Origin of the sequence: Pseudomonas sp. I8001 (assembly GCF_013385345.1) — a bacterium.
Taxonomy (GTDB): domain Bacteria; phylum Pseudomonadota; class Gammaproteobacteria; order Pseudomonadales; family Pseudomonadaceae; genus Aquipseudomonas.
In genome coordinates this window covers 148,180-167,499 of record NZ_JACAQC010000009.1, presented here as the reverse complement: position 1 = coordinate 167,499, position 19,320 = coordinate 148,180, and the positions used below count along the sequence as shown (strand labels likewise).

16 protein-coding genes are annotated in these 19,320 nt (G+C 62.6%); 10 read left to right on the top strand and 6 right to left on the bottom strand.

Annotated elements, in window-relative coordinates; genetic code table 11:
• The first annotated feature begins 32 nt into the window (after positions 1 to 32).
• The 6 genes from HX839_RS09205 to HX839_RS09180 are packed head-to-tail and all read left to right on the top strand — an operon-like array spanning position 33 to position 7,893.
• Positions 33 to 1,382: a DUF1329 domain-containing protein gene (locus HX839_RS09205; protein ID WP_177066977.1), complete on the top strand. Its 1,350-nt coding sequence runs from the start codon at positions 33 to 35 to the stop codon at positions 1,380 to 1,382.
• Complete coding sequence (locus HX839_RS09200) at positions 1,382 to 2,437, top strand: YCF48-related protein (protein WP_177020908.1); 1,056 nt, start codon at positions 1,382 to 1,384, stop codon at positions 2,435 to 2,437. The genes HX839_RS09205 and HX839_RS09200 overlap by 1 nt, the downstream gene beginning before the upstream one ends.
• Positions 2,434 to 4,854, top strand: a complete 2,421-nt coding sequence (locus HX839_RS09195; protein WP_177066976.1) for an RND family transporter — start codon at positions 2,434 to 2,436, stop codon at positions 4,852 to 4,854. The genes HX839_RS09200 and HX839_RS09195 overlap by 4 nt, the downstream gene beginning before the upstream one ends.
• Positions 4,851 to 6,080, top strand: coding sequence for an MFS transporter (locus tag HX839_RS09190; RefSeq protein ID WP_177066975.1), 1,230 nt, complete (start codon positions 4,851 to 4,853; stop codon positions 6,078 to 6,080). Before HX839_RS09195 ends, HX839_RS09190 begins: the two co-directional genes overlap by 4 nt.
• A gap of 26 nt (positions 6,081 to 6,106) precedes the next feature.
• Positions 6,107 to 7,105: a fumarylacetoacetate hydrolase family protein gene (locus tag HX839_RS09185; RefSeq protein ID WP_177020911.1), complete on the top strand. Its 999-nt coding sequence runs from the start codon at positions 6,107 to 6,109 to the stop codon at positions 7,103 to 7,105.
• Positions 7,102 to 7,893 carry a cyclase family protein gene (locus HX839_RS09180; protein WP_177066974.1) on the top strand — a complete coding sequence of 264 codons (792 nt, stop codon included), beginning with the start codon at positions 7,102 to 7,104 and terminating at the stop codon, positions 7,891 to 7,893. The genes HX839_RS09185 and HX839_RS09180 overlap by 4 nt, the downstream gene beginning before the upstream one ends.
• A 35-nt stretch (positions 7,894 to 7,928) precedes the next feature.
• Here HX839_RS09180 and HX839_RS09175 read toward each other — a convergent pair whose 3' ends face one another.
• On the bottom strand, positions 7,929 to 8,483 hold the full coding sequence (locus HX839_RS09175) for a cysteine hydrolase family protein (RefSeq protein WP_177066973.1): 555 nt from the start codon (positions 8,481 to 8,483) through the stop codon (positions 7,929 to 7,931).
• Between the two features lie 95 nt (positions 8,484 to 8,578).
• Here HX839_RS09175 and HX839_RS09170 point away from each other — a divergent pair, with 95 nt between their 5' ends.
• From HX839_RS09170 to HX839_RS09160, 3 genes are all read left to right on the top strand, one after another.
• Positions 8,579 to 9,559, top strand: a complete 981-nt coding sequence (locus tag HX839_RS09170; protein WP_177066972.1) for a GlxA family transcriptional regulator — start codon at positions 8,579 to 8,581, stop codon at positions 9,557 to 9,559.
• Between the two features lie 171 nt (positions 9,560 to 9,730).
• Positions 9,731 to 10,840 carry a DUF3182 family protein gene (locus HX839_RS09165; protein WP_177066971.1) on the top strand — a complete coding sequence of 370 codons (1,110 nt, stop codon included), beginning with the start codon at positions 9,731 to 9,733 and terminating at the stop codon, positions 10,838 to 10,840.
• Positions 10,830 to 11,582 (top strand): S9 family peptidase, encoded by a 753-nt coding sequence (locus HX839_RS09160; RefSeq protein ID WP_003210032.1) that lies wholly within the window; start codon positions 10,830 to 10,832, stop codon positions 11,580 to 11,582. The genes HX839_RS09165 and HX839_RS09160 overlap by 11 nt, the downstream gene beginning before the upstream one ends.
• Here HX839_RS09160 and HX839_RS09155 read toward each other — a convergent pair.
• The 5 genes from HX839_RS09155 to HX839_RS09135 all read right to left on the bottom strand — a co-directional run bounded on the left by HX839_RS09155 (position 11,569) and on the right by HX839_RS09135 (position 16,937).
• A complete protein-coding gene (locus tag HX839_RS09155) occupies positions 11,569 to 12,549 on the bottom strand; it encodes a lysylphosphatidylglycerol synthase domain-containing protein (RefSeq protein WP_003210030.1) in 981 nt (326 codons plus the stop codon). The two genes, HX839_RS09160 and HX839_RS09155, sit on opposite strands and share 14 nt — an antisense overlap.
• Complete coding sequence (gene clsB / locus HX839_RS09150) at positions 12,527 to 13,825, bottom strand: cardiolipin synthase ClsB (protein WP_177066970.1); 1,299 nt, start codon at positions 13,823 to 13,825, stop codon at positions 12,527 to 12,529. Before clsB ends, HX839_RS09155 begins: the two co-directional genes overlap by 23 nt.
• On the bottom strand, positions 13,822 to 14,598 hold the full coding sequence (locus HX839_RS09145; protein WP_003210026.1) for an endonuclease/exonuclease/phosphatase family protein: 777 nt from the start codon (positions 14,596 to 14,598) through the stop codon (positions 13,822 to 13,824). The genes clsB and HX839_RS09145 overlap by 4 nt, the downstream gene beginning before the upstream one ends.
• Positions 14,595 to 15,521, bottom strand: a complete 927-nt coding sequence (locus HX839_RS09140; protein ID WP_177020918.1) for a DUF72 domain-containing protein — start codon at positions 15,519 to 15,521, stop codon at positions 14,595 to 14,597. The genes HX839_RS09145 and HX839_RS09140 overlap by 4 nt, the downstream gene beginning before the upstream one ends.
• Before the next feature lie 213 nt (positions 15,522 to 15,734).
• Entirely contained in the window at positions 15,735 to 16,937 is a 1,203-nt protein-coding gene (locus tag HX839_RS09135; protein ID WP_177035943.1) for an MFS transporter, read from the bottom strand.
• A 177-nt stretch (positions 16,938 to 17,114) separates the two neighbouring features.
• On the opposite strand from HX839_RS09135, the gene HX839_RS09130 reads away from it, so the two are divergent.
• Entirely contained in the window at positions 17,115 to 19,229 is a 2,115-nt protein-coding gene (locus HX839_RS09130; protein WP_177066969.1) for a mechanosensitive ion channel family protein, read from the top strand.
• Positions 19,230 to 19,320: the final 91 nt, after the last annotated feature.

The window sequence follows — 19,320 nt, the reverse complement described above, 5'->3', positions numbered from 1 at the left end:
CTGCATAACAACAATAAACAGAGGTGCGTTTCATGAAACTCCAACCGTTGATGCTCGCGGGTCTGTTGGTGGCCGTCGCGCCCGCAGGCTGGGCTGCAACCGACGCCCAGGCTCAGCAACTGAAGTCCACGCTGACCCCGCTGGGCGCCGAGCGCGCCGGCAACGCCGATGGCAGTATTCCCGCATGGGACAAGGGGTTTACCCAGGTTCCGGCTGGCGTCAACCCGGGCCCGCGCCTGCCGGACTACTTTGCCAGTGACAAACCGCTGTACTCGGTCACCGCGCAAAACGTCGCGCAGTACGCCGACAAACTCAGCGACGGGCAAAAAGCGTTGTTCGCCAAATACCCGACCTACCGCATCGACGTGTACCCGAGCCGGCGCACCGCCGCCGCGCCGCAATGGGTCTACGACAACACCCTGAAAAACGCCACAGGCGCGCACCTCACCCACGAGGGCAACACGCTGGAAGGCGCCAGTGGCGGCATTCCGTTCCCGATCCCGACTACCGGCGCCGAAGTGATCTGGAACCATCACCTGAGCTGGCGCGGCGTGGCCTGGAAGAACGACTACAACGTGTACGTGATCACCGCCAGCGGCCAGCGCATTCTTTCAGCCACAGTGCAGGCGCAGCGCGAGATGCCGTATTACTTCCAGGACGGTAAACCCGAATACAAAGGGGTGTACTGGATGACCCGCCTGGTCAACCTCGGCCCGCCGCAACGTGCCGGTGAAGCCTTGCTGGGCCGTGAGCCGCTGGATTACGCCAACGGCGGCCCGCAATCCTGGGTCTACCTGGCTGGCCAGCGCCGTGTGCGCAAACTGCCGGTGTCGTCTTACGACACGCCCACGCCCACCAGTTCCGGCGTGGCCAACTTCGACGAGGTCTCGGTGTTCACCGGCCCGCTCGACCGTTATGACTGGAAGATCGTCGGCAAGCAGGAAATGCTGATCCCCTACAACAGCAACAAGATCCTGCAACCGGCCAAGGACGACGCGATCCTTGGCGAGCGCTTCCTCAACCCCGACCACATGCGCTGGGAACTGCATCGGGTGTGGGTGATTGAAGGCAACCTGGTCGCCGGCAAACGCCACAGCATGCCCAAGCGCCGCTTCTACGTAGACGAAGACACCTGGATGGCCGTACTCGGCGACAGCTGGGACGCCAACCACCAACTGTGGCGCACCTACTTTCAACTGCCGTACCTGATGCCGCAATTGCCGGGGCTGGTGCGTGGCTTGTATGGCCAGTACGACCTGCAGACCGGAGCCTGGATGGCCCACAACGTGGTCACCGAAAAACGCGTGCACAACGATGTGGTCGCACCGTTCCCCGACAGTGATTTCAGCCCGGACGGCCTGGCTGCCGATGGTGTGCGTTGATGCGTGGGCAACCCGTATGGCTGGCGCTGGGCGTGTTGGCTATCTGCCTGGCAGGCCATGCCGCCGAGGCCCCCGTCAGTGATGTACTGCAGCGTCCGGCGTTGCAGGTGGCGGCACCGACCCAGGCGGTTCTCATCGATATCGCCCAGGCTGGAAAACGCCTGGTGGCCGTCGGTGAGCAGGGCTTGATCGTGCTTTCGGACGACGGCGGCAAACATTGGCGCCAGGTGCCGGTACCCACCAGTGCAAGCCTGACTTCGGTCAGCTTTGCCACCGCCTCGCAAGGCTGGGCAGTGGGGCATGCTGGCGTGGTATTGCACACCGTGGACGGTGGCGAAAGCTGGCACCTGCAACTGGACGGCAAGGCCGCCGCCCAACGCGTACTCGATGCCGTGCGTGCGACCCCGGATCCCTCCGCGCGGCAGCTCAAGGTGGCTCAAGGATTTATTGCAGACGGCGCAGACAAACCCTGGCTGTCGGTGCATTTCAGCAACGAGCGGGAAGGCACTGTGGTGGGCGCATTCGGCCTGATCCTGCATACCCAGGACGGTGGTGCGAGCTGGCAGTCCTGGGTCGATCGCCTGGACAACCCGGCGGGCAATCACCTGTACGCGATCGCTGCTCAAGGCCCACGGATGTACATCGCAGGAGAGCAGGGCACTTTGTGGACATCCGCAGACGGCGGCGCGCATTTCGTTCGGTTGCCGAGCCCGTATGACGGCAGTTTCTTTACCCTGAACCTGGCAGCCGATGGCACGGTCCTGGTGGCGGGATTGCGCGGAAATGTCTGGCGCAGTACCGATCAGGGCCAGCAATGGCAGGCACTGAACAACCCGTTCAGCAGCAGCGTGGTGGCGGCGCGTTCAGCCGGCGCTGGGGTGATGCTCGCGGACCAGAGTGGCCACCTTTTACTCAGTACCGAAGGCACTGCTTTACGTGAGCAAAGGCTGCCGGCCGTTGGCGCAGTGGCTTCCCTCAGTCAAGCGGGCGACGGCCAATGGGTCGTGGTGGGCGCACGCGGCATCAAGCGATTGGAACAGGTGAACGGGCAATGACGCATCTTCGTAATCCGCTCGACCTGCAGCGCGGCCCCGAGCACAGTCTCCAGGACTTCGACCGCCATTCCGGCTCGCTGATTGAACGGGCTTTGTTCAACCATCGCAGCCTGGTGCTGTGGCTGTGCCTGCTGTTGACCCTCGGCTTGGGCGTCGCCAGCACCCGCCTTGGGCTCAACGCCAGCTTTGAAAAAATGATTCCCACGGGGCATCCCTATATCGCCAATTACCTGGCCAACCAAAAGGAACTCACCGGGTTGGGCAACGCGGTACGCATCGCCGTCGAAGCGCCTGGCTCCTCCATCTACGACGCGCACTACCTGGAATTGCTGGCCCGTCTTAACGACAAAGTATTTTTGCTGCCGGGTGTCGACCGGCCCTTCATGAAGTCCCTCTGGACCCCCAACATGCGCTGGATGGCGGTGACCGAGGAGGGCGTGGAAGGCGGCCGGGTGATCCCCGATGACTACGATGGTTCGGCCAGCAGCCTGGAGACGGTGCGCCGCAACGCCACCCGCTCCGGTGAGATCGGCCAGACCATCGCCCTGGACGGCCACTCCAGCCTGATCTTCGTGCCCTTGATGGACATCGACGCGCAAACCGGCAAAGCCCTCGACTACAGCGCGTTGTCCCAACAGCTGGAGCAACTGCGCAGCGAGTTCCAGGCCCTGGGGCTGACAATTCACATCACCGGTTTCATCAAAGTGGTGGGCGACCTGATCGATGGGTTGCGCCAGGTACTGCTGTTCTTCGCGGCGGCGATTCTGATCGCCACGCTGATGCTCTACGCATTCACCCGTTGCCTGCGCAGCACCGTGTTGGTGATGGCCTGCTCGTTGATTGCGGTGGTCTGGCAACTGGGACTTGTGGCGTTGCTGGGGTTCGAACTCGACCCCTATTCAGTGCTTGTACCGTTCCTGGTATTGGCCATCGGCATGAGCCATGGCGCACAGAAAATGAACGGCATCATGCAAGACATCGGGCGCGGCATGCACCGGCAAGTGGCGGCGCGTTTCACCTTTCGGCGGTTGTTCCTCGCCGGCCTTACCGCTTTGCTGTGTGATGCGGTGGGGTTTGGCGTGTTGATGCTGATCGACATCAAGGTCATCCAGGACCTGGCATTGATCGCCAGCATTGGCGTTGCAGTGCTGGTGTTCACCAACCTGATCCTGTTGCCGATTCTCCTCAGCTATTGCGGCGTCAGTGCCCGGGCCGCCGCGCGCAGCCTGCGCAGTGAAGAGGCTGACCGGCACGGGCGCAAGCAACCGTTGTGGGTGTTCCTCGACCGCTTTACCCAGCGCCGTTGGGCCACCGGCACGCTGATGGTCAGTGCATTGCTGGCCGGCGGCGGCTGGTGGATCAGCCAGCAGTTGCAAGTCGGCGATCTTGACTCCGGCGCCCCGGAGCTTCGGGCCGACTCACGCTATAACCGCGACAACGGGTTTATGGTGGCTCACTACGGCGCCAGCAGCGATGTGTTCGCGGTGATCGTGCGCACACCTGACGGCGCCTGTTCCGACTACACCACCTTGATGCGCGTGGATGCCCTGGAGTGGCGCTTGCGCCAACTGCCGGGCGTGGAGTCCACGGCGTCGCTGGCCAGCCTGAACCGCAGCCTGTTGGTGGGCATGAGCGAAGGCAACCCAAAGTGGTATGACCTGACACAGAACCAGGCGCTGCTCAACTCCATCACCGGGCGGGCACCGCGTGAGCTGTTCAACCAGAGTTGCAACACCCTCACGCTCTACACCTACTTGCGTGACCACAAAGCCGTGACGCTGACGCGACTGGTGAACGAAGTCGAAGCCTTCGCCCAGGCCAATAACACCGCTGACGTGAAGTTCCTGCTGGCGGCCGGCAATGCGGGTATCGAAGCCGCGACCAATATCGTGGTCAAGCAGGCCAACCACGACATGTTGTACTGGGTCTACGGCGCGGTGATCGTGCTGTGCCTGCTGACCTTCCGCTCTTTGGCGGCGGTGGTCTGCGTGATTCTGCCGTTGATGCTCACCTCGATCCTGTGCGAGGTGCTGATGGTGTGGCTGGGCATCGGCGTCAAGGTCGCGACCCTGCCGGTGATTGCCTTGGGCGTCGGCATAGGAGTGGACTACGCGCTGTACGTCATGAGTATTTTGCTGGCGCGGCGCAAGGCGGGTGACAGCCTGTCCCGTGCCTATTACCAGGCGCTGCTGTTCACTGGCAAAGTGGTGATGCTGACCGGTGTCACCCTGGCAGTCGGTGTTGCCACCTGGGCATTTTCACCGATCAAATTCCAGGCAGACATGGGCATTTTACTGGCCTTCATGTTCCTGCTGAACATGCTCGGCGCACTGGTATTACTGCCGGCCCTGGCGCATTTCCTGCTGCCTGATGCACCTTCCGAACACCCGATAACAACAATAGGAAACCCTGCATGAACCCGTCCTCGCAAGCTGCCCCCGCGCCTCGCCCGCGCGGATCAGGCCCGTTGTTGTTGCTCGGCAGCTGCCTGCCGATTCTCGGCGGGGTGTTGATTGCCCCGGTGTTGCCGCGCATCGCCGAACATTTTTCCGGTACCGCCAACGTGGGGCTGATCGTGCCCATCGTGCTGACGTTGCCGGCGCTGATGATCGCGTTGTTTTCGCCGTTCGCCGGCTGGCTCTCCGACCGCGTCGGGCGCAAGCGCCTGCTGGTGCTGGCGATGTTGCTGTATGGCATCTGCGGGCCGCTGCCGCTGGTGCTGGACAACCTCGATGCGATCCTGCTCAGCCGTGCCGGCCTGGGCCTGGCGGAAGCGGCAATCATGACCTGCTGCACCGCGCTGATCGGCGACTACTTCGACGGCCGCGACCGGGTGCAACTGCTGTCGTGGCAAACCATCGTCACCTCACTCTCGGCCACGGCGTTTTTCATGCTGGGCGGGATCATCGGTGAGCACGGTTGGCGCCTGCCGTTTGCGGTGTACATCGTGGGCCTGCTGCTTGCGCCGTTGATGCACCTGGCGTTGCGCGAATCGTTGCGTGGCGCCAGTGCGGCGGTCGAAGTGGCGCTGGGCACGCGTTTTCCCTTGCGCTCGCTGTCGGTGATTTGCGGCATGACCGTGCTGGCGTCCCTGGGTTTTTTCATTGTTCCGGTACAAACCGGTTTCTTGCTGGAGCACATCGGCATTGATTCACCGCAGCGCATTGGCATGGCCATCGGCCTGGGCCATTCGGCGGTGTTTGTCGGTGCCCTGTGCTTCCGGCGCCTGAGCCGTTTCGGGCCGGGCTTGCTGCTGGCGCTGGCGTTTGTGGTCTCCGGCATCGGCATTTTGCTGCTGGCCAACGCCGTCGACTACCGCACGGCGGTCATCGCCGTCATGGTCAACGGCCTGGGCGGCGGGCTGGCATTGCCCACGGTGCTCAGCTGGGCACTTTCCACCCTGAGTTTCGAACACCGCGGCAAAGGCACCGGCCTGTTCAACGCGGGCTTTTTCGGCGGCCAGTTTGCCAGCCCGTTATTGGTCATGGCGTTGTCCGGTGCGTCCGATGGGCGTGTAGGCGCGGTGGCCATGGTCGGCTGGGGCCTGCTGCTGGCGGCCCTGGTTTCGCTGGTCGCGCCGTGGCTGGCCGGTGTGCGGCTGCTTGATCCGATTCAAGTGTCGGACGACATGGTCCTGCATTAACCGTTTAATTCCTTGAGGAATGCTCGATGAAACTCGCTACGTTGAAAAACGGCCTGCGTGACGGCCAGTTGGTAGTGGTCTCCAGGGACCTGCGCCATGCGGTAATCGCTCCGCCTTTTGCGACCTTGCAACAGGCGCTGGAGAATTGGGCCGAGGCCGAGCCGGTGCTGAGCCGGCACTACCAGTTGCTTAATCTGGGGCAAGCGCCCGAGTCGTTTGCGTTTGACCCCACACACGCCGCAGCGCCATTGCCCCGGGCTTATCAGTGGTGCGACGGTTCGGCGTTTCTCAACCACGCGCACCTGCTGCAAAAAGCCTTCAGCCTGCCGCCCATGGCCGATGAGCGCATTCCGTTGATGTACCAGGGCGCCAGCGACGACTTTCTCGGGCCCTGCGACGATGTGCCCTTGCCGGACGTGAATCACGGAATCGATTTTGAGGGCGAGTTCGCCGTGATCGTCGATGAAGTACCGATGGGCTGCCCCGCCGACCAGGCGTTGCAATACGTGCGGCTGGTGCTGTTGGTCAACGACGTCAGCCTGCGGGGCTTCCTGCTGCATGAAGTCAGCACCGGCTTCGGGTTTTTCCAGGCCAAGCCCTCGTCGAGTTTTTCGCCGGTGGCCGTCACCCCGCAAGCGCTGGGTGCCGCCTGGCACAACGGGCGGGTGTGCCTGCCCCTGAGCGTCACCTGGAACCAGAGCTGGTTCGGTGCGCCCCATGGCGCTGAAATGAGCTTCAGCTTCGCTGACCTGATCGCCCATGCCGCGCGCACCCGACGCTTGCGCGCCGGCACCATCATTGGCTCCGGCACCGTGTCCAATGTCGACCGCGCTGTGGGTTCGGCGTGTATTTCAGAGCGCCGGGCCATCGAGATGATTGACCACGGGCAGCCGCTGACCGGATTCATGAAGTTTGGCGACCGCATACGCATCGAAGCACTGGACAGCGAGGGCGAGTCGGTATTCGGCGCCATCGACCAGCGCCTGGTTGACTCCACCTTGCTCACTCAAGAGGCGCTTTCATGACTGAACGCAAACGTCGTCTGGTGGACCTGTCGGTCACCCTTGAAAACAACCCCTATACCGACCCGCCCCCGCTGCTGCCGAAGATCGAGTACGTCGACCACCAAGGCGGTATCCAGGAGCTACTCGCGATGTTTCCGGGCTTGTGTATCGACGATATGCCCGGCCAGGAGGCCTGGGCGGCCGAGCGCCTGAACATCACCACCCACAGCGGCACGCACATGGATGCGCCGTGGCACTACGCCTCGACCACCGATGGCGGCAAGCCGGCCTATGGCATTGATGAGATCCCGTTGGACTGGTGCCTGCGGCCCGGCGTAAAGCTCGACTTTCGCCACCTGCCGGACGGCCATGTGGTCAGCGCTGCACAAATCGAGGCGGAGCTGCAGCGCATCGGCCATGTGTTGCAGCCGCTGGACATTGTGCTGGTGAATACCCGTGCCGGTGCCTTGTTCGGCCAGCCGGGCTACCTGGACGCAGGCGTGGGGATCGGCCGCGAAGGCACCTTGTATTTGCTGGAGCGCGGGGTGCGGGTGGTAGGCACTGATGCCTGGAGTTGGGACGCGCCATTCAGCCATACCCGGGCGCGGTTTGCGGCCAGCGGTGACAGCTCGATCATCTGGGAAGGGCACAAGGCGGGAAGGGACATCGGCTATGGGCAGATGGAAAAACTGGCCAACCTGGACGCTCTGCCGGCCCACGGTTTTGAAGTGTCCTGTTTCCCCTACAAGATCAAACACGCCTCTGCCGGTTTTGTGCGGGCGGTAGCGATTTTCGAGGAAACCATTTAATCGGCGGCCTCCTGTGAGGCCGCACGGTTTCAGGTTTATTTTTGCGCGTTCAAATACGCTTCAGCCGACACCACGCTCGCATAAGCAAACCCCAGCGACGACATAAACGCCGCATGCACCTGGGCTGCCGGCACGACGCTGCCATTGAATTCCAGGTCCCGCGTGGCGCAGGCATCGTGGATCACGGTCACGCTGTAGCCCAGGTCCGACGCGGCGCGCACCACGCCGTCGATGCACATATGGCTCATGCTGCCCACCACCACCAGTTCGGTGATGCTGCGTTGTTCCAGCAGGGCCCGCAGGTTGGTTTCGCGGAACGCATTGACGAAATGCTTGAGCACCACGGGCTCGTCGGCCTGGTTCAGCACCTTGGGGTGCAGGTGTGCACCTTCCGAGCCCGGGGTGAAGAAGGGGGCATCGTCGGAGGTGAATTCGTGGCGTACGTGAATCACCGCATCGCCTGCCTGGCGAAATGCCTGTAGCACTTGCTGCGCCTTGTCTGCCGCCGCGTCCACTCCGTCTAGCGGCCACTTGCCCTGGGGGAAGTAGTCGTTCTGGATATCGATTAGGATGAGCGCTTGCTTGGCCATGTTGGTTTCCTTGTGAGGGTTGATGCGTCCAGTATCCTGGCTGGCGTGACGCCTGGGGATTGGCCGCACCGACAATAACAGAGGGAAAACTGACAATGGCGATCGTCGAGCTCGGCGTGCTGATCTACAGTGGTGCGCAAATGGCTGCCGTGCATGGCTTGACCGACCTGTTCGCGGTCGCCAACCGGATTGCGACCGAGCATCAGTCCGAGCAACTGCCGTCCCTGCGCATCAGCCATTGGCAGGCTGAAACAGGCGGTGCGCCGACCCGCGTATTCGACAGCCAGCCCGGCCCCGGGCACGCGCTGACGGCCTTGCTGATTCCACCCTCCATTGCCGGCTTTTCCGAGGGCCAGGCGTCCGCCGAATTGCTGGATTGGCTGCGCCAGCAACATCGGTCCGGGACCATTCTGGGCGGGGTGTGCGTAGGTTCGATCCTGATGGCGGAAAGCGGCCTGTTGGACGGTCGCAGCGCCACCACGCACTGGACGTCGGCCAAGTCCTTCGCCGCGCGTTACCCGGCGATTCGCCTGGAGGCCGACAAACCCATCGTCGACGACGGTGACTTGATCACCACCGCCGGCCTCATGGCTTGGTCCGAATTGGGCCTGCGCCTGGTGGACCGTTTGCTCGGCCCGAGCATCGCTGCCAGCACCGCGCGTTTCCTGGTGATCGAACACAGTGACAGCGCCAGTGAGTGCGGCAGTAACTTTGCGCCGATCCTTGCCCATGGCGACGCTGCGATTCTCAAGGTGCAACATTGGCTGCAGGCCAGCGGTGCGGTGGATGTTTCGTTGGCTGCCATGGCGCAGGAGGCAGGACTTGAGGAACGCACCTTCCTGCGACGGTTCCGCGCCGCCACCGGTTTGAAACCCACCGAATATTGCCAGCACCTGCGTGTCGGCAAGGCGCGGCAGATGCTCGAGTTCACCAACGGCACCATTGATCACATCGCCTGGACCGTGGGGTATCAGGACCCCGGCGCCTTCCGCGCCACCTTCAAGAAAATCACCGGGCTGGCGCCAAGTGATTACCGCAGCCGTTTCGGCGTGACGCCCACCAAGGCGCAAGCCTGAATCGTGCAGAACGCCGCGACACCTTGAGCACTTCGTGCAGAATAAAACAGGCCAAGTGCTATCGCTTTTCCCGCAACTGATTGATTCCCCTCGCGTTTAAACAAACGCCGCCTTGGCTTGATCCCTGCTACCGTTTCCTTACACACATGGCAGCAGAGCCAAGGGGGACGCATGACCCCGACAAATCGCAAAAAAATCGTGGTGGCGCATTCAATCCGTCCGCAAGCGCCATTGCACGAAGTGGAGACCAACCGCGCCCTGGCCCGTTGGCTGGCGCACGTCCTCGGGCTCAAATATGGCGGCAGCTATAACCCTGAGCAGCACAGTGGGCGCGACCTCTATCTATTGCCCACTCAGACGCTGGTCGGCGCGGCCCAGGCGCGGCAATTCGGCGTCAAAGGCCCTGAGGATCTGTGGGGCGGCTATGTCGATCACGATTTCATCTGCACCAAGGCCATCAGCCACGGTTTGCTGAATAAAAACGCGGTTGCGCCCGAAGGCTGGTCGCCGCTTTTTTCCGAGCGCATCCGCAATGTGGTGCTGGATGGGTTGAGTGTGCACGCCCTGGAAGATGCGCGGCCGGCGGCGACCCATTTGCTGTACACCGGGCCGATCCGTCTCAAGCCCGTGCATGCCTGCGCCGGTCGCGGCCAGGAAGTGATCCGCAGCCTCGACGAGTTCGACGCCATCCTCGCGCGCCCTGATGCGGCGCAATTGTTCAGCGACGGCGTGGTGCTGGAGCAGGACCTGAGTGACGTGGTCACCCACAGTGTCGGCCAGAGCTTTATCGGCGATCACGTCATCAGCTACTGCGGCGATCAATACCTGACCCGGGACGGGCAGGGCGAAGAGGTCTATGGTGGTTCCAACCTGTTGGTGGTCCAGGGCTACTACGAAGACCTGCTCAAGCTCGACCTGCCCGCTGACGTGCGCCTGGCCATCCAGCAAGCGCAGGTCTTCGATAACGCGGCGGATGAGGCCTATCCCGGGTTCTACGCTTCGCGGCGCAATTACGACATCGCCCAGGGCCTGGACAGCGACGGCCAACGCCGCAGCGGCGTGCTCGAGCAATCCTGGCGCATGGGCGGGGCCAGCAGCGCGGAAGTCGCGGCGCTGCAAAGCTTCGTCAACAATCCCGGGCTGCGGGCGATTTATGTCTCGTCGGTAGAAACCTACGTCGACCAGCCACTGCCCGCTGACGCGATCGAGGTGTACCGGGGCCCGGCAGAAAACAGCGACTTTCTTCTCAAGTACGTGACGGTCAAATCCTATGACGGCTAGAAGCGAAACCATTGCCATTGATATCGACGACGAACAGATGAGCGGGACCTTCCTCAGTCCCAAATCGAAAGTACCGGGGGTGTTGTTTGTGCACGGCTGGGGCGGGAGCCAGGAGCGTGACCTGGAACGCGCCAAGGGTATCGCCGGGCTCGGTTGTGTATGCCTTACATTCGACCTGCGCGGCCATGCCGGCAACGGCATTCCGTTATCTCGCGTCACCCGCGAAGACAACCTGCGCGACCTGCTCGCGGCCTACGACCGCCTGTTGTCACACCCGGCCATCGACACCTCGGCGGTGGCGGTGGTGGGCACCAGCTACGGCGGTTACCTGGCCGCCATCCTCACGTCACTGCGCCCCGTGCGCTGGCTGGCTTTGCGGGTGCCGGCGCTGTACCGCGACCAGGAATGGCTCAAGCCCAAGCGCGACCTCGATAAAGCCGACCTGATGGATTATCGCGGCACCTTTGTGCACGCCGAAACCAATCGCGCCCTGCATGCATGCGCGGCGTTTACCGGTGATGTGTTGATCGTGGAGTCGGAGACCGACGACCACGTGCCCCATGCCACCATCATGAGCTACCGCGCCGCCTGCCAGCAGACGCATTCGCTGACTCACCGGATTATCGACGGTGCGGATCATTCCCTGAGTGATCCGGTTTCCCAGCAGGCCTACACCTCGATCCTGGTGGACTGGATTACCGAGATGGTGGTGGGCGAGCGCTTGAGCATCATCCAGTCGTAGGCGTTTTCTTCACGCGCAATGCCTTGGCCTTGGCTTCGACCGCGAGGTACATCACCAGGGCCACCAGCAACGGCAGGATGAAGTAGATCGCGCGGTAGGCGATCAACCCCGCGAGCAGACTGCCGCGGGACGCTTCGTGCTGCAGCAAGGCAATGAACACTGCCTCCAGCACACCCAGCCCTGCCGGGATATGCGTGACCACCCCGGCAATGCTGCTGATCAGCAACACCCCGAGCACCACGGGGTAATCCAGTTGCTTGGGCAGCAGGGTAAAAATCACCGCTGCCATCAGCGACCAGTTCAGCGCGCCGAGCGCCAACTGCAACACTGCCATGCGCAGCGACGGCAGGCTGATTTCAATCCCGCGTATCGACCATGCACGCTTTTTCGACAAGCGACAGGCCAGCAGGTAACCCAGGCTCGCCAGTACCAACAGCACGCCGACGCCTTGCAACGCACCGCTGCTGAGCTTCCACCCCGGCGGCAATGTCACCAGCCCGCTGCTGAATACCGCGCCGGCAATCGCCATGTAGCCGAACCAGTTGGTGGCCAGGCTCAAGCCGAGGATCTTCGCGATGTTCCCGTTGCTCACCCCGAGTCGGGAATACAACCGATAGCGCATGGCGATGCCACCTACCCACGCGCTCAGGTTGAGGTTGAACGCATAGCTGATGATGCCCACCGGCAAAATCTGCTTCCAGCCCAACGGCTGGCGGATGTAGGTGCGACCGATCAGGTCGAAGCACGAATACACCAGGAAACTGCACAGGGTCAGCGCACCGGCGATGAGCAGCGTGCGCAGCTTGAAGTCGCCCAGGGTGTCGAGCACTTCGCTCCAGTCGATACGCCGGGCGAGCAGGGTGAACAACACGATCAGCACCAGGAAAAACACCACCGTCAGCGGTTTTTTCCAGCGTTTCAAGAAGCCGGGGCGAGCGCTTTCTTCAGCGATGCGAGCTTGGGTCATGATCCGCACGCTCCTCAAGAACGAAGGGTTTCAACCTCGGCTTGTGGGCCGGCAACCAGCCGGTCCACGACGGAAAATGCCGCAGCACATGGAACACCACGAAACCCACGGTCACCCGCCAGAACCAGCCGCGAGGCGCGCGGTTTTCCGGCATGGTCTTGCAGTGGTTCTGGCTCAGATATTCCAGGCGCTCGAACAACTGCTGGTTGAAGGCACGATCACGAACCAGCACATTCGCCTCCAGGTTCAGCGACAGGCTCAACGGGTCGAGATTGCTCGAACCCACCGTGCTCCACTCTTCATCCACCAGCGCCACCTTGCCGTGCAACGGACGCTGGCAGTACTCGTGGATCACCACGCCTTCCTTGAGCAAATAGTCATAGAGCATGCGTGCCGCCAGCTTGGCCAGCAGCACATCCGGCTGGCCCTGCATGATCAACTGCACGTGCACGCCGCGCCGCGCGGCATTACGAATTTCCCGCAGCAGGCGGTAGCCGGGAAAGAAATAGGCGTTGGCGATCACCACCCGCCGCTCGGCCTTGCGCAGGGCGTGCAGGTAGGCCTCTTCGATATCGGTACGGTGTTGCAGATTGTCCCGGTAGATCAGCCGTACCAGGCCATCGCCTTCGCCGGCAGCCCATGGCGACGGGCGTTGCTCGCGCCGCCAGCCGCGCCGCTTGCGCACACGCCGGCCACTTTGTGCGAGGGCGAAATGATGCAGGTCGGCGACTGCCGGGCCCTGCACCTGCACGGCATAATCCTGCTTGGCCTCGGGGCCGAAATCCCCCAGGTGATCCGCCGAGAAATTGATCCCGCCGATAAACGCCACACTGGCATCCACCACCACAATCTTGCGGTGCAGGCGGCGAAACCAGTTGGTGCGAAAACCCAGGGTCTTGGTGGCCGGGTCGAACATCTGCACGGTCACGCCGGCCTGGCTCAATTCGCTGAGAAACCCCGGTGTCAGCTCGCCACAACCAAAGCCATCGAGGCTGGCGACGACCTTGACGCCACGCTGCGCCGCCTCGATCAAAATGCCTTTGAGCTCGTTGCCGACCTTGTCTTCGAAAAGGATAAAGGTCTCCAGCAAGATCTCCCGCTGGGCCTGGCGCATCGCCTCGAACACTTTGGGAAAGTAGGCCTCGCCGTTCTCCAGCAACTCGATCTGGTTACCGCTCTGCCAGCCGTAATCCAGGTCCCGGGCCACGGCATCGTCCGGCGGTTGGTCGGTCGCGATGTGTTCCACCGCGACCTTTTCCAGTGGTGCGCTGTTCATAACTCGATCTCCACCGACAGCGGCGCATGGTCCGACAAGTGTGACCACGGGCGGCTGGTCAGGACTTGGGGCTGATGCACCTTGAGGTTGCGCACATAGATGCGGTCCAGCGGCAGCAGCGGCAGGCGCGCCGGGAAGGTGCGGGCCGGCTTGCCGTGGGTTTCGATAAACACTTCCCGCAGCCCGCAGTGGGCGAGATCGGCGCGCTGGCGCCAGTCATTGAAATCACCGGCGACAATCACCGGCGCGTCGGCGGGAATCTCGGCGACCCGCTGCGCGATCAGGCGCAGTTGCTGCTGGCGATGGACTTCCCGCAGCCCCAGGTGCACGCAGATGGCATGCACGTCCTGCACGTTGCCCGGCAAGCGCAGCACGCAATGCAGCAGCCCGCGACTTTCGTGGCCGCTCTGGGAGATGTCGAGATTGTCGTAGCGGATGATCTGGAATTTCGACAGCAACGCATTACCGTGGTCGCCATGGGGATACACCGCGTTGCGACCGTAGGCGTATTGCGGCCAGATACTGTCGGCGAGGAACTCGTATTGCGGCATGCTCGGCCAGTTGCTGTAGCGCTTGGGGTGGCGCTCGTGGGTGCCGTGGATTTCCTGGAGGAACACCACGTCGGCGGCCACACTGCGAATCGCCTCCCGCAACTCGGGCAATATGAAGCGCCGGTTGAGCGCGGTGAAGCCCTTGTGGGTATTGACCGTCAGCACCCTGAAGCGGGTGATGGTTTCGGTGGGCGTGGTTGGCATCAGTTCCGGATGGGTCATGACAGCACCCCCGTGTCCGGCAACTTGCCGGGTTCGGTGGCCAGTGCCTGGTCCAGGCCAAAACGCTGCAGTAATTGGCGCGCGTCGAAGGGCGCGCGCACCTTGATGTCGTTATCGAAGTAGCAAAACACCTCGCGCTGCTTGCGGGCGCGGGGTTTGTGCTTCGGGTCGATCAACTGTGCATCGGCGGGTTGTTTGCCGTGGCTCCAGCGTTCGATGCGATCGCCCCAGCGCTTGAGCGCTTCGGACGTATAGCCGCTGGCATACAGCGCTTTGTCCCCATGCAGGCGCAGGTACACAAAGTTGGCCGTGACGTCTTCCAGGTAGGGCCACTTGCCGGCTGTGTCCGCCACCACCAGGGCCACGCCGTGCTTGTCGAGCATCTCGACAAATTCCGGCACGGCGAAACTCTTGTGGCGAATCTCCACCGCATGGCGCAGCGGCTTTTTACCGTGGGCTTGCAGGCTCGCCTTGCCGTTCAGGCGCGGCTCATGCTCGCGGGCGAGGGCGGCGGCCTGCTGGGTAGTAGTGGGTAATTCGGCGAGAAAGGCTTCAAACAACGGCGGGTCGAATTTGAAACTGGGCGGGAACTGCCAGAGGATCGGCCCGAGCTTTTCCTTGAGTTCCAGCACCCCGGAGGCGAAGAAATTCGCCATCGGCTTGTGCACCTCCCGCAGCCGCAGGATATGCGTGATATAGCGCGGCGCCTTGACGCTGAACACAAACCCTTCAGGCGTGTCGCCATACCACTCGGCGTAGCGCTTGGGTGTTTGCAGCGCGTAGAACGAGCCGTTGATCTCGATGCTGTTGACCGCCCGTGAGGCAAACTGCAGCTCGCGCTTCTGGGTCAGGCCCTCGGGGTAGAAATCCCCCCGCCAGGGCGTGTAGCGCCAGCCGGAAATGCCGATATGAATCGCGGCCATGATGACTCCCGTGGGTTAACTGTGTGGTGACCTCCGTTTTAGGGTGACTGTGATGATCGGGAGAAAGTTTCGACGGTCCTACAGACGGCACCTCTCAAAATGTGGGAGCGGGCTTGCTCGCGAAGACGGTGGGTCAGTCGATATCTCTGTTGACTGACTTACCGCTTTCGCGAGCAAGCCCGCTCCCACATTGGGTTCTTTATCGCTGCGGGATCAGTGCCCGCCAACCACCCGGGTCGAGCTCTCGGCATACACCGGCCCCAGCCGGTCAAGGCGCCCGCTCCAGGCCGTCAGCGCCAAGGCCACCAACACCACCGAGCCGCCAATCCACGCCGTGTGGATCAAGCCCATGTGGGCGACGATCATGCCGCCGGCCCACGCGCCACCGGCAATCCCCAGGTTGAACGCCGCGATGTTCAGGCCCGAGGCCACGTCCACCGCATTCGGCGTGTGATGTTCCGCCTGGCGCACCACATACACCTGCAAGCCCGGCACGTTGCCGAAAGCGACCGCGCCCCACACCAGCACAGTGGCCAGGGCCAGCCACGGATTACCCGCGGTGAAGGTCAGCACAAACAACACGGCAGCGAGCAGGGCAAAGATGATTTTCAGGGCGCTGATCGGGCCGCGTTTGTCGGCCAGCTTGCCGCCCCAGATATTACCGATGGCCACCGAGATGCCATACACCAGCAACACCAGGCTGACGGTGCCGGCGCTGAAGCCGGAGATGTCCTGAAGGATCGGCGCCAGGTAGGTGAACGCGATGAACGAGCCGCCGTAACCCACCGCCGTCATGGCGTACACCAGCAGCAGCCGTGGTTGTTTTAATACTTGCAGTTGTTGCAACAGTGACGCGGGTTTGCTGTGGGCGATGTTTTTCGGTACGTAGAGCAGGCTGCCGATAAACGCGATCAAGCCCAGGGCCGAGACGGCGAGGAAGGTTTCGCGCCAGCCGAAGTGCTGGCCGATAAACGTCCCCAGTGGCACACCGGTCACCAATGCGACGGTCAGGCCGGTAAACATGATGGCAATCGCGCTGGCGGCTTTTTCCTTGGGCACCAGGCTTGTGGCGATGGTGGAGCCAATCGAGAAGAACACCCCGTGGGCCAGGCCGGTGACGATCCGTGCCAGTACCAGGGACTCATAACTCGGCGCTTGCCAGGCCAGCAGGTTGCCGAGGGTGAACAGCACCATCAGCGACAACAACAGCAGTTTGCGTGGCACTTTGCCGGTGAGGGCGGTGAGTACCGGCGCGCCGATGGCCACGCCCAGGGCGTAGAGGCTGACCAGCAGGCCGGCGGACGGCAAGTCGACACCCAGGTCGGCGCCGATGGTGGGTAACAGGCCAACGATGACGAACTCGGTCGTCCCGATGGCAAAAGCGCTGAGGGTCAGCGCGAGCAAGGCAATGGGCATGGCTGCAACTCCGGTGGGTTTCAATCAGGAGCGCAGTCTCGGGGTTCGGCTTGTGCGGAAAAAGACAGGTATTGGCATTTGATATTTGCCTGGGGCGCACGGATCGAAGTCTACGGGGAACGATCGGGCGTCAAACCCGTCAGTTCCTTACAGACCCTTCTGAAGGAGCCCGGTGTTTTGTTGAATTTAAAGACTGTGCTACTGCTCGGCACGCTGCTGTTCTGCGGCAGCGGCGCGCTGCAAGCGGCCACTGCCCCCGCGGCTCCAGCGCCTGCCGCCCCGGCCCAGCCGGAACTTTTGGTAGAAGGCGGCCTGCTCGGCGCCATCAGCTCCAGCATCGATGATGTGCAGGACAAACTCGACCTCAACCAGAACCTGGTCGACGCCTGGCGGCTGCGGGCCGACCGGGCGGCGGATGAGGTGGACAAGCTGGTCAACCAGCCGTCCGAACGTTCCTCGTGGAGCGTGGCCGGGGATTTCCTGTTGTTGTCCGGGGTGTGGATCGGCGCGTTCGCCGCGCTGACCCTGCTGGGGCGCTTTATCGTCAAGCGCCTGAGCCTGCAGCGGCATATCGCACCCCGCCAGCGCCTCCAGGCGTTGCTGGGTTACCTGATTCCCTACACGATACCGGCGCTTATCTGCCTGCCATTGACGCTCTACGTCAGCCACTTCCTGCCGACCTCGGTGGGCCGTGCGCTGGCGCTGTGTTTTGCCTACGCCACCAGCAGCGGCATTTTCTCCACCTCGATCCTGTTGTGCGTGATCGTCATGTTCAACGTCGGCCACAAGCGCCCGGCGGTGCAGATTATTCGGGACTACTGCCCCAAGCCGTTGTTCCTGATCGGCTTCCTTGCCGCCCTCAGCGATGCGCTGACCAGCCCACAGATCGCCCGTCAACTGGGGGGCAATATCACCGCCAGCGTCGCGATCTTCACCGGGCTGTTTGCCTCGGTGATCTTCGGCATGCTGGTGATTCGCCTGCGCCGTCCGGTGGCGCATTTGATCCGCAACCGGCCCCTGGCCCAGCGCCTGAAACACCCGGCGGTGCAGCAATCCCTGCGGGTGTTTTCCGGCCTGTGGTATTGGCCGATCCTGCTGATGGTGCTGGTGTCGGCGATCAACCTGATCGGCGCCGGCGACGACAGCCAGAAAGCCCTGCGCTGTGCGCTGTTCACCACGATCCTGCTGATCGGCACGGTGTTTCTCAGCACGGTGTTGCAGCACCTGTTCCAGTCCCGCAGCACGGTGGCGGTGCAGCGCAGCAGCGCCTACAAGGAACGGTTCCTCAGCCTGCTGCACGCGCTGTTGCGCATCGTGATGGCCATCGCCTTTATCGAAATACTCGGGCGTATCTGGGGCGTTTCGCTGTTTGAGTTTGCCCAGCGCAACTCCGTGGGCCGGGCCATCAGTGATTCCCTGAGCAGCATCGGTTTGATCCTGCTGGTGACCTGGCTGTTCTGGGTGGTGCTCGACACGGCGATTCAGGAAGCATTGAAACCCCCGGTCAACAAACGCTCCAGCCGCCAACCCAGCACGCGGGTGAAAACCATCCTGCCGCTGCTGCGCAACGCAGTGAAAATCATCCTGGTGGTGATCTGCGCGATCACCACCATGGCCAACCTGGGGATCAACGTCGCACCGCTGCTGGCGGGTGCCGGGGTGGTGGGCCTGGCCATTGGTTTTGGCTCCCAGCAACTGGTGCAGGATGTAATCACCGGGCTGTTCATCATCATCGAAGACACCCTGTCGATTGGCGATTGGGTGGTGCTCGACTCCGGCCACGCCGGTACCGTGGAGGGCCTGACCATCCGCACCCTGCGCCTGCGGGACGGCAAGGGGTTTGTGCATTCGGTGCCGTTCGGGCAGATCAAGGCCGTCACCAACCAGTCGCGGCAATTCGCCTATGCGTTCTTCTCGGTGCAGTTCACCTACGACACCGATGTCGACAAGGCCGTGGAACTGATTCGCGAGGCGGGGCAGTCGATCCGCGACGACGTGTTCCTCAAGTACAACCTGCAAGGGCCGCTGGAGGTATTTGGCGTCGACAAGATGGACCTCAACGGCGTGGTGCTGACGGCGCAGTTCCGCACGGTGTCGGGTGGGCAATATGCGGTGAGCCGCGCGTTTAACCAGCGCTTGAAAAAGCTTGTGGATAACTGTGCCTTTGTTCACTTCGCGCAAACTTATCCACAGCAGGTGATGCTGCCGCAGCGGGTCGGGCAGCAGGTGGATGAGCCGGAGGAAGAAGTGCCTTTGTCGGTGGTGCTTACCGAGCAGCCTAGAACCCAATAGTTTTGTGTTGAGGCCGCCGGCCTCTTCGCGAGCAAGCCCGCTCCCACATTCGACCGCATTCCAAGGGCGGAACCGGATTGAAAGTGGGAGC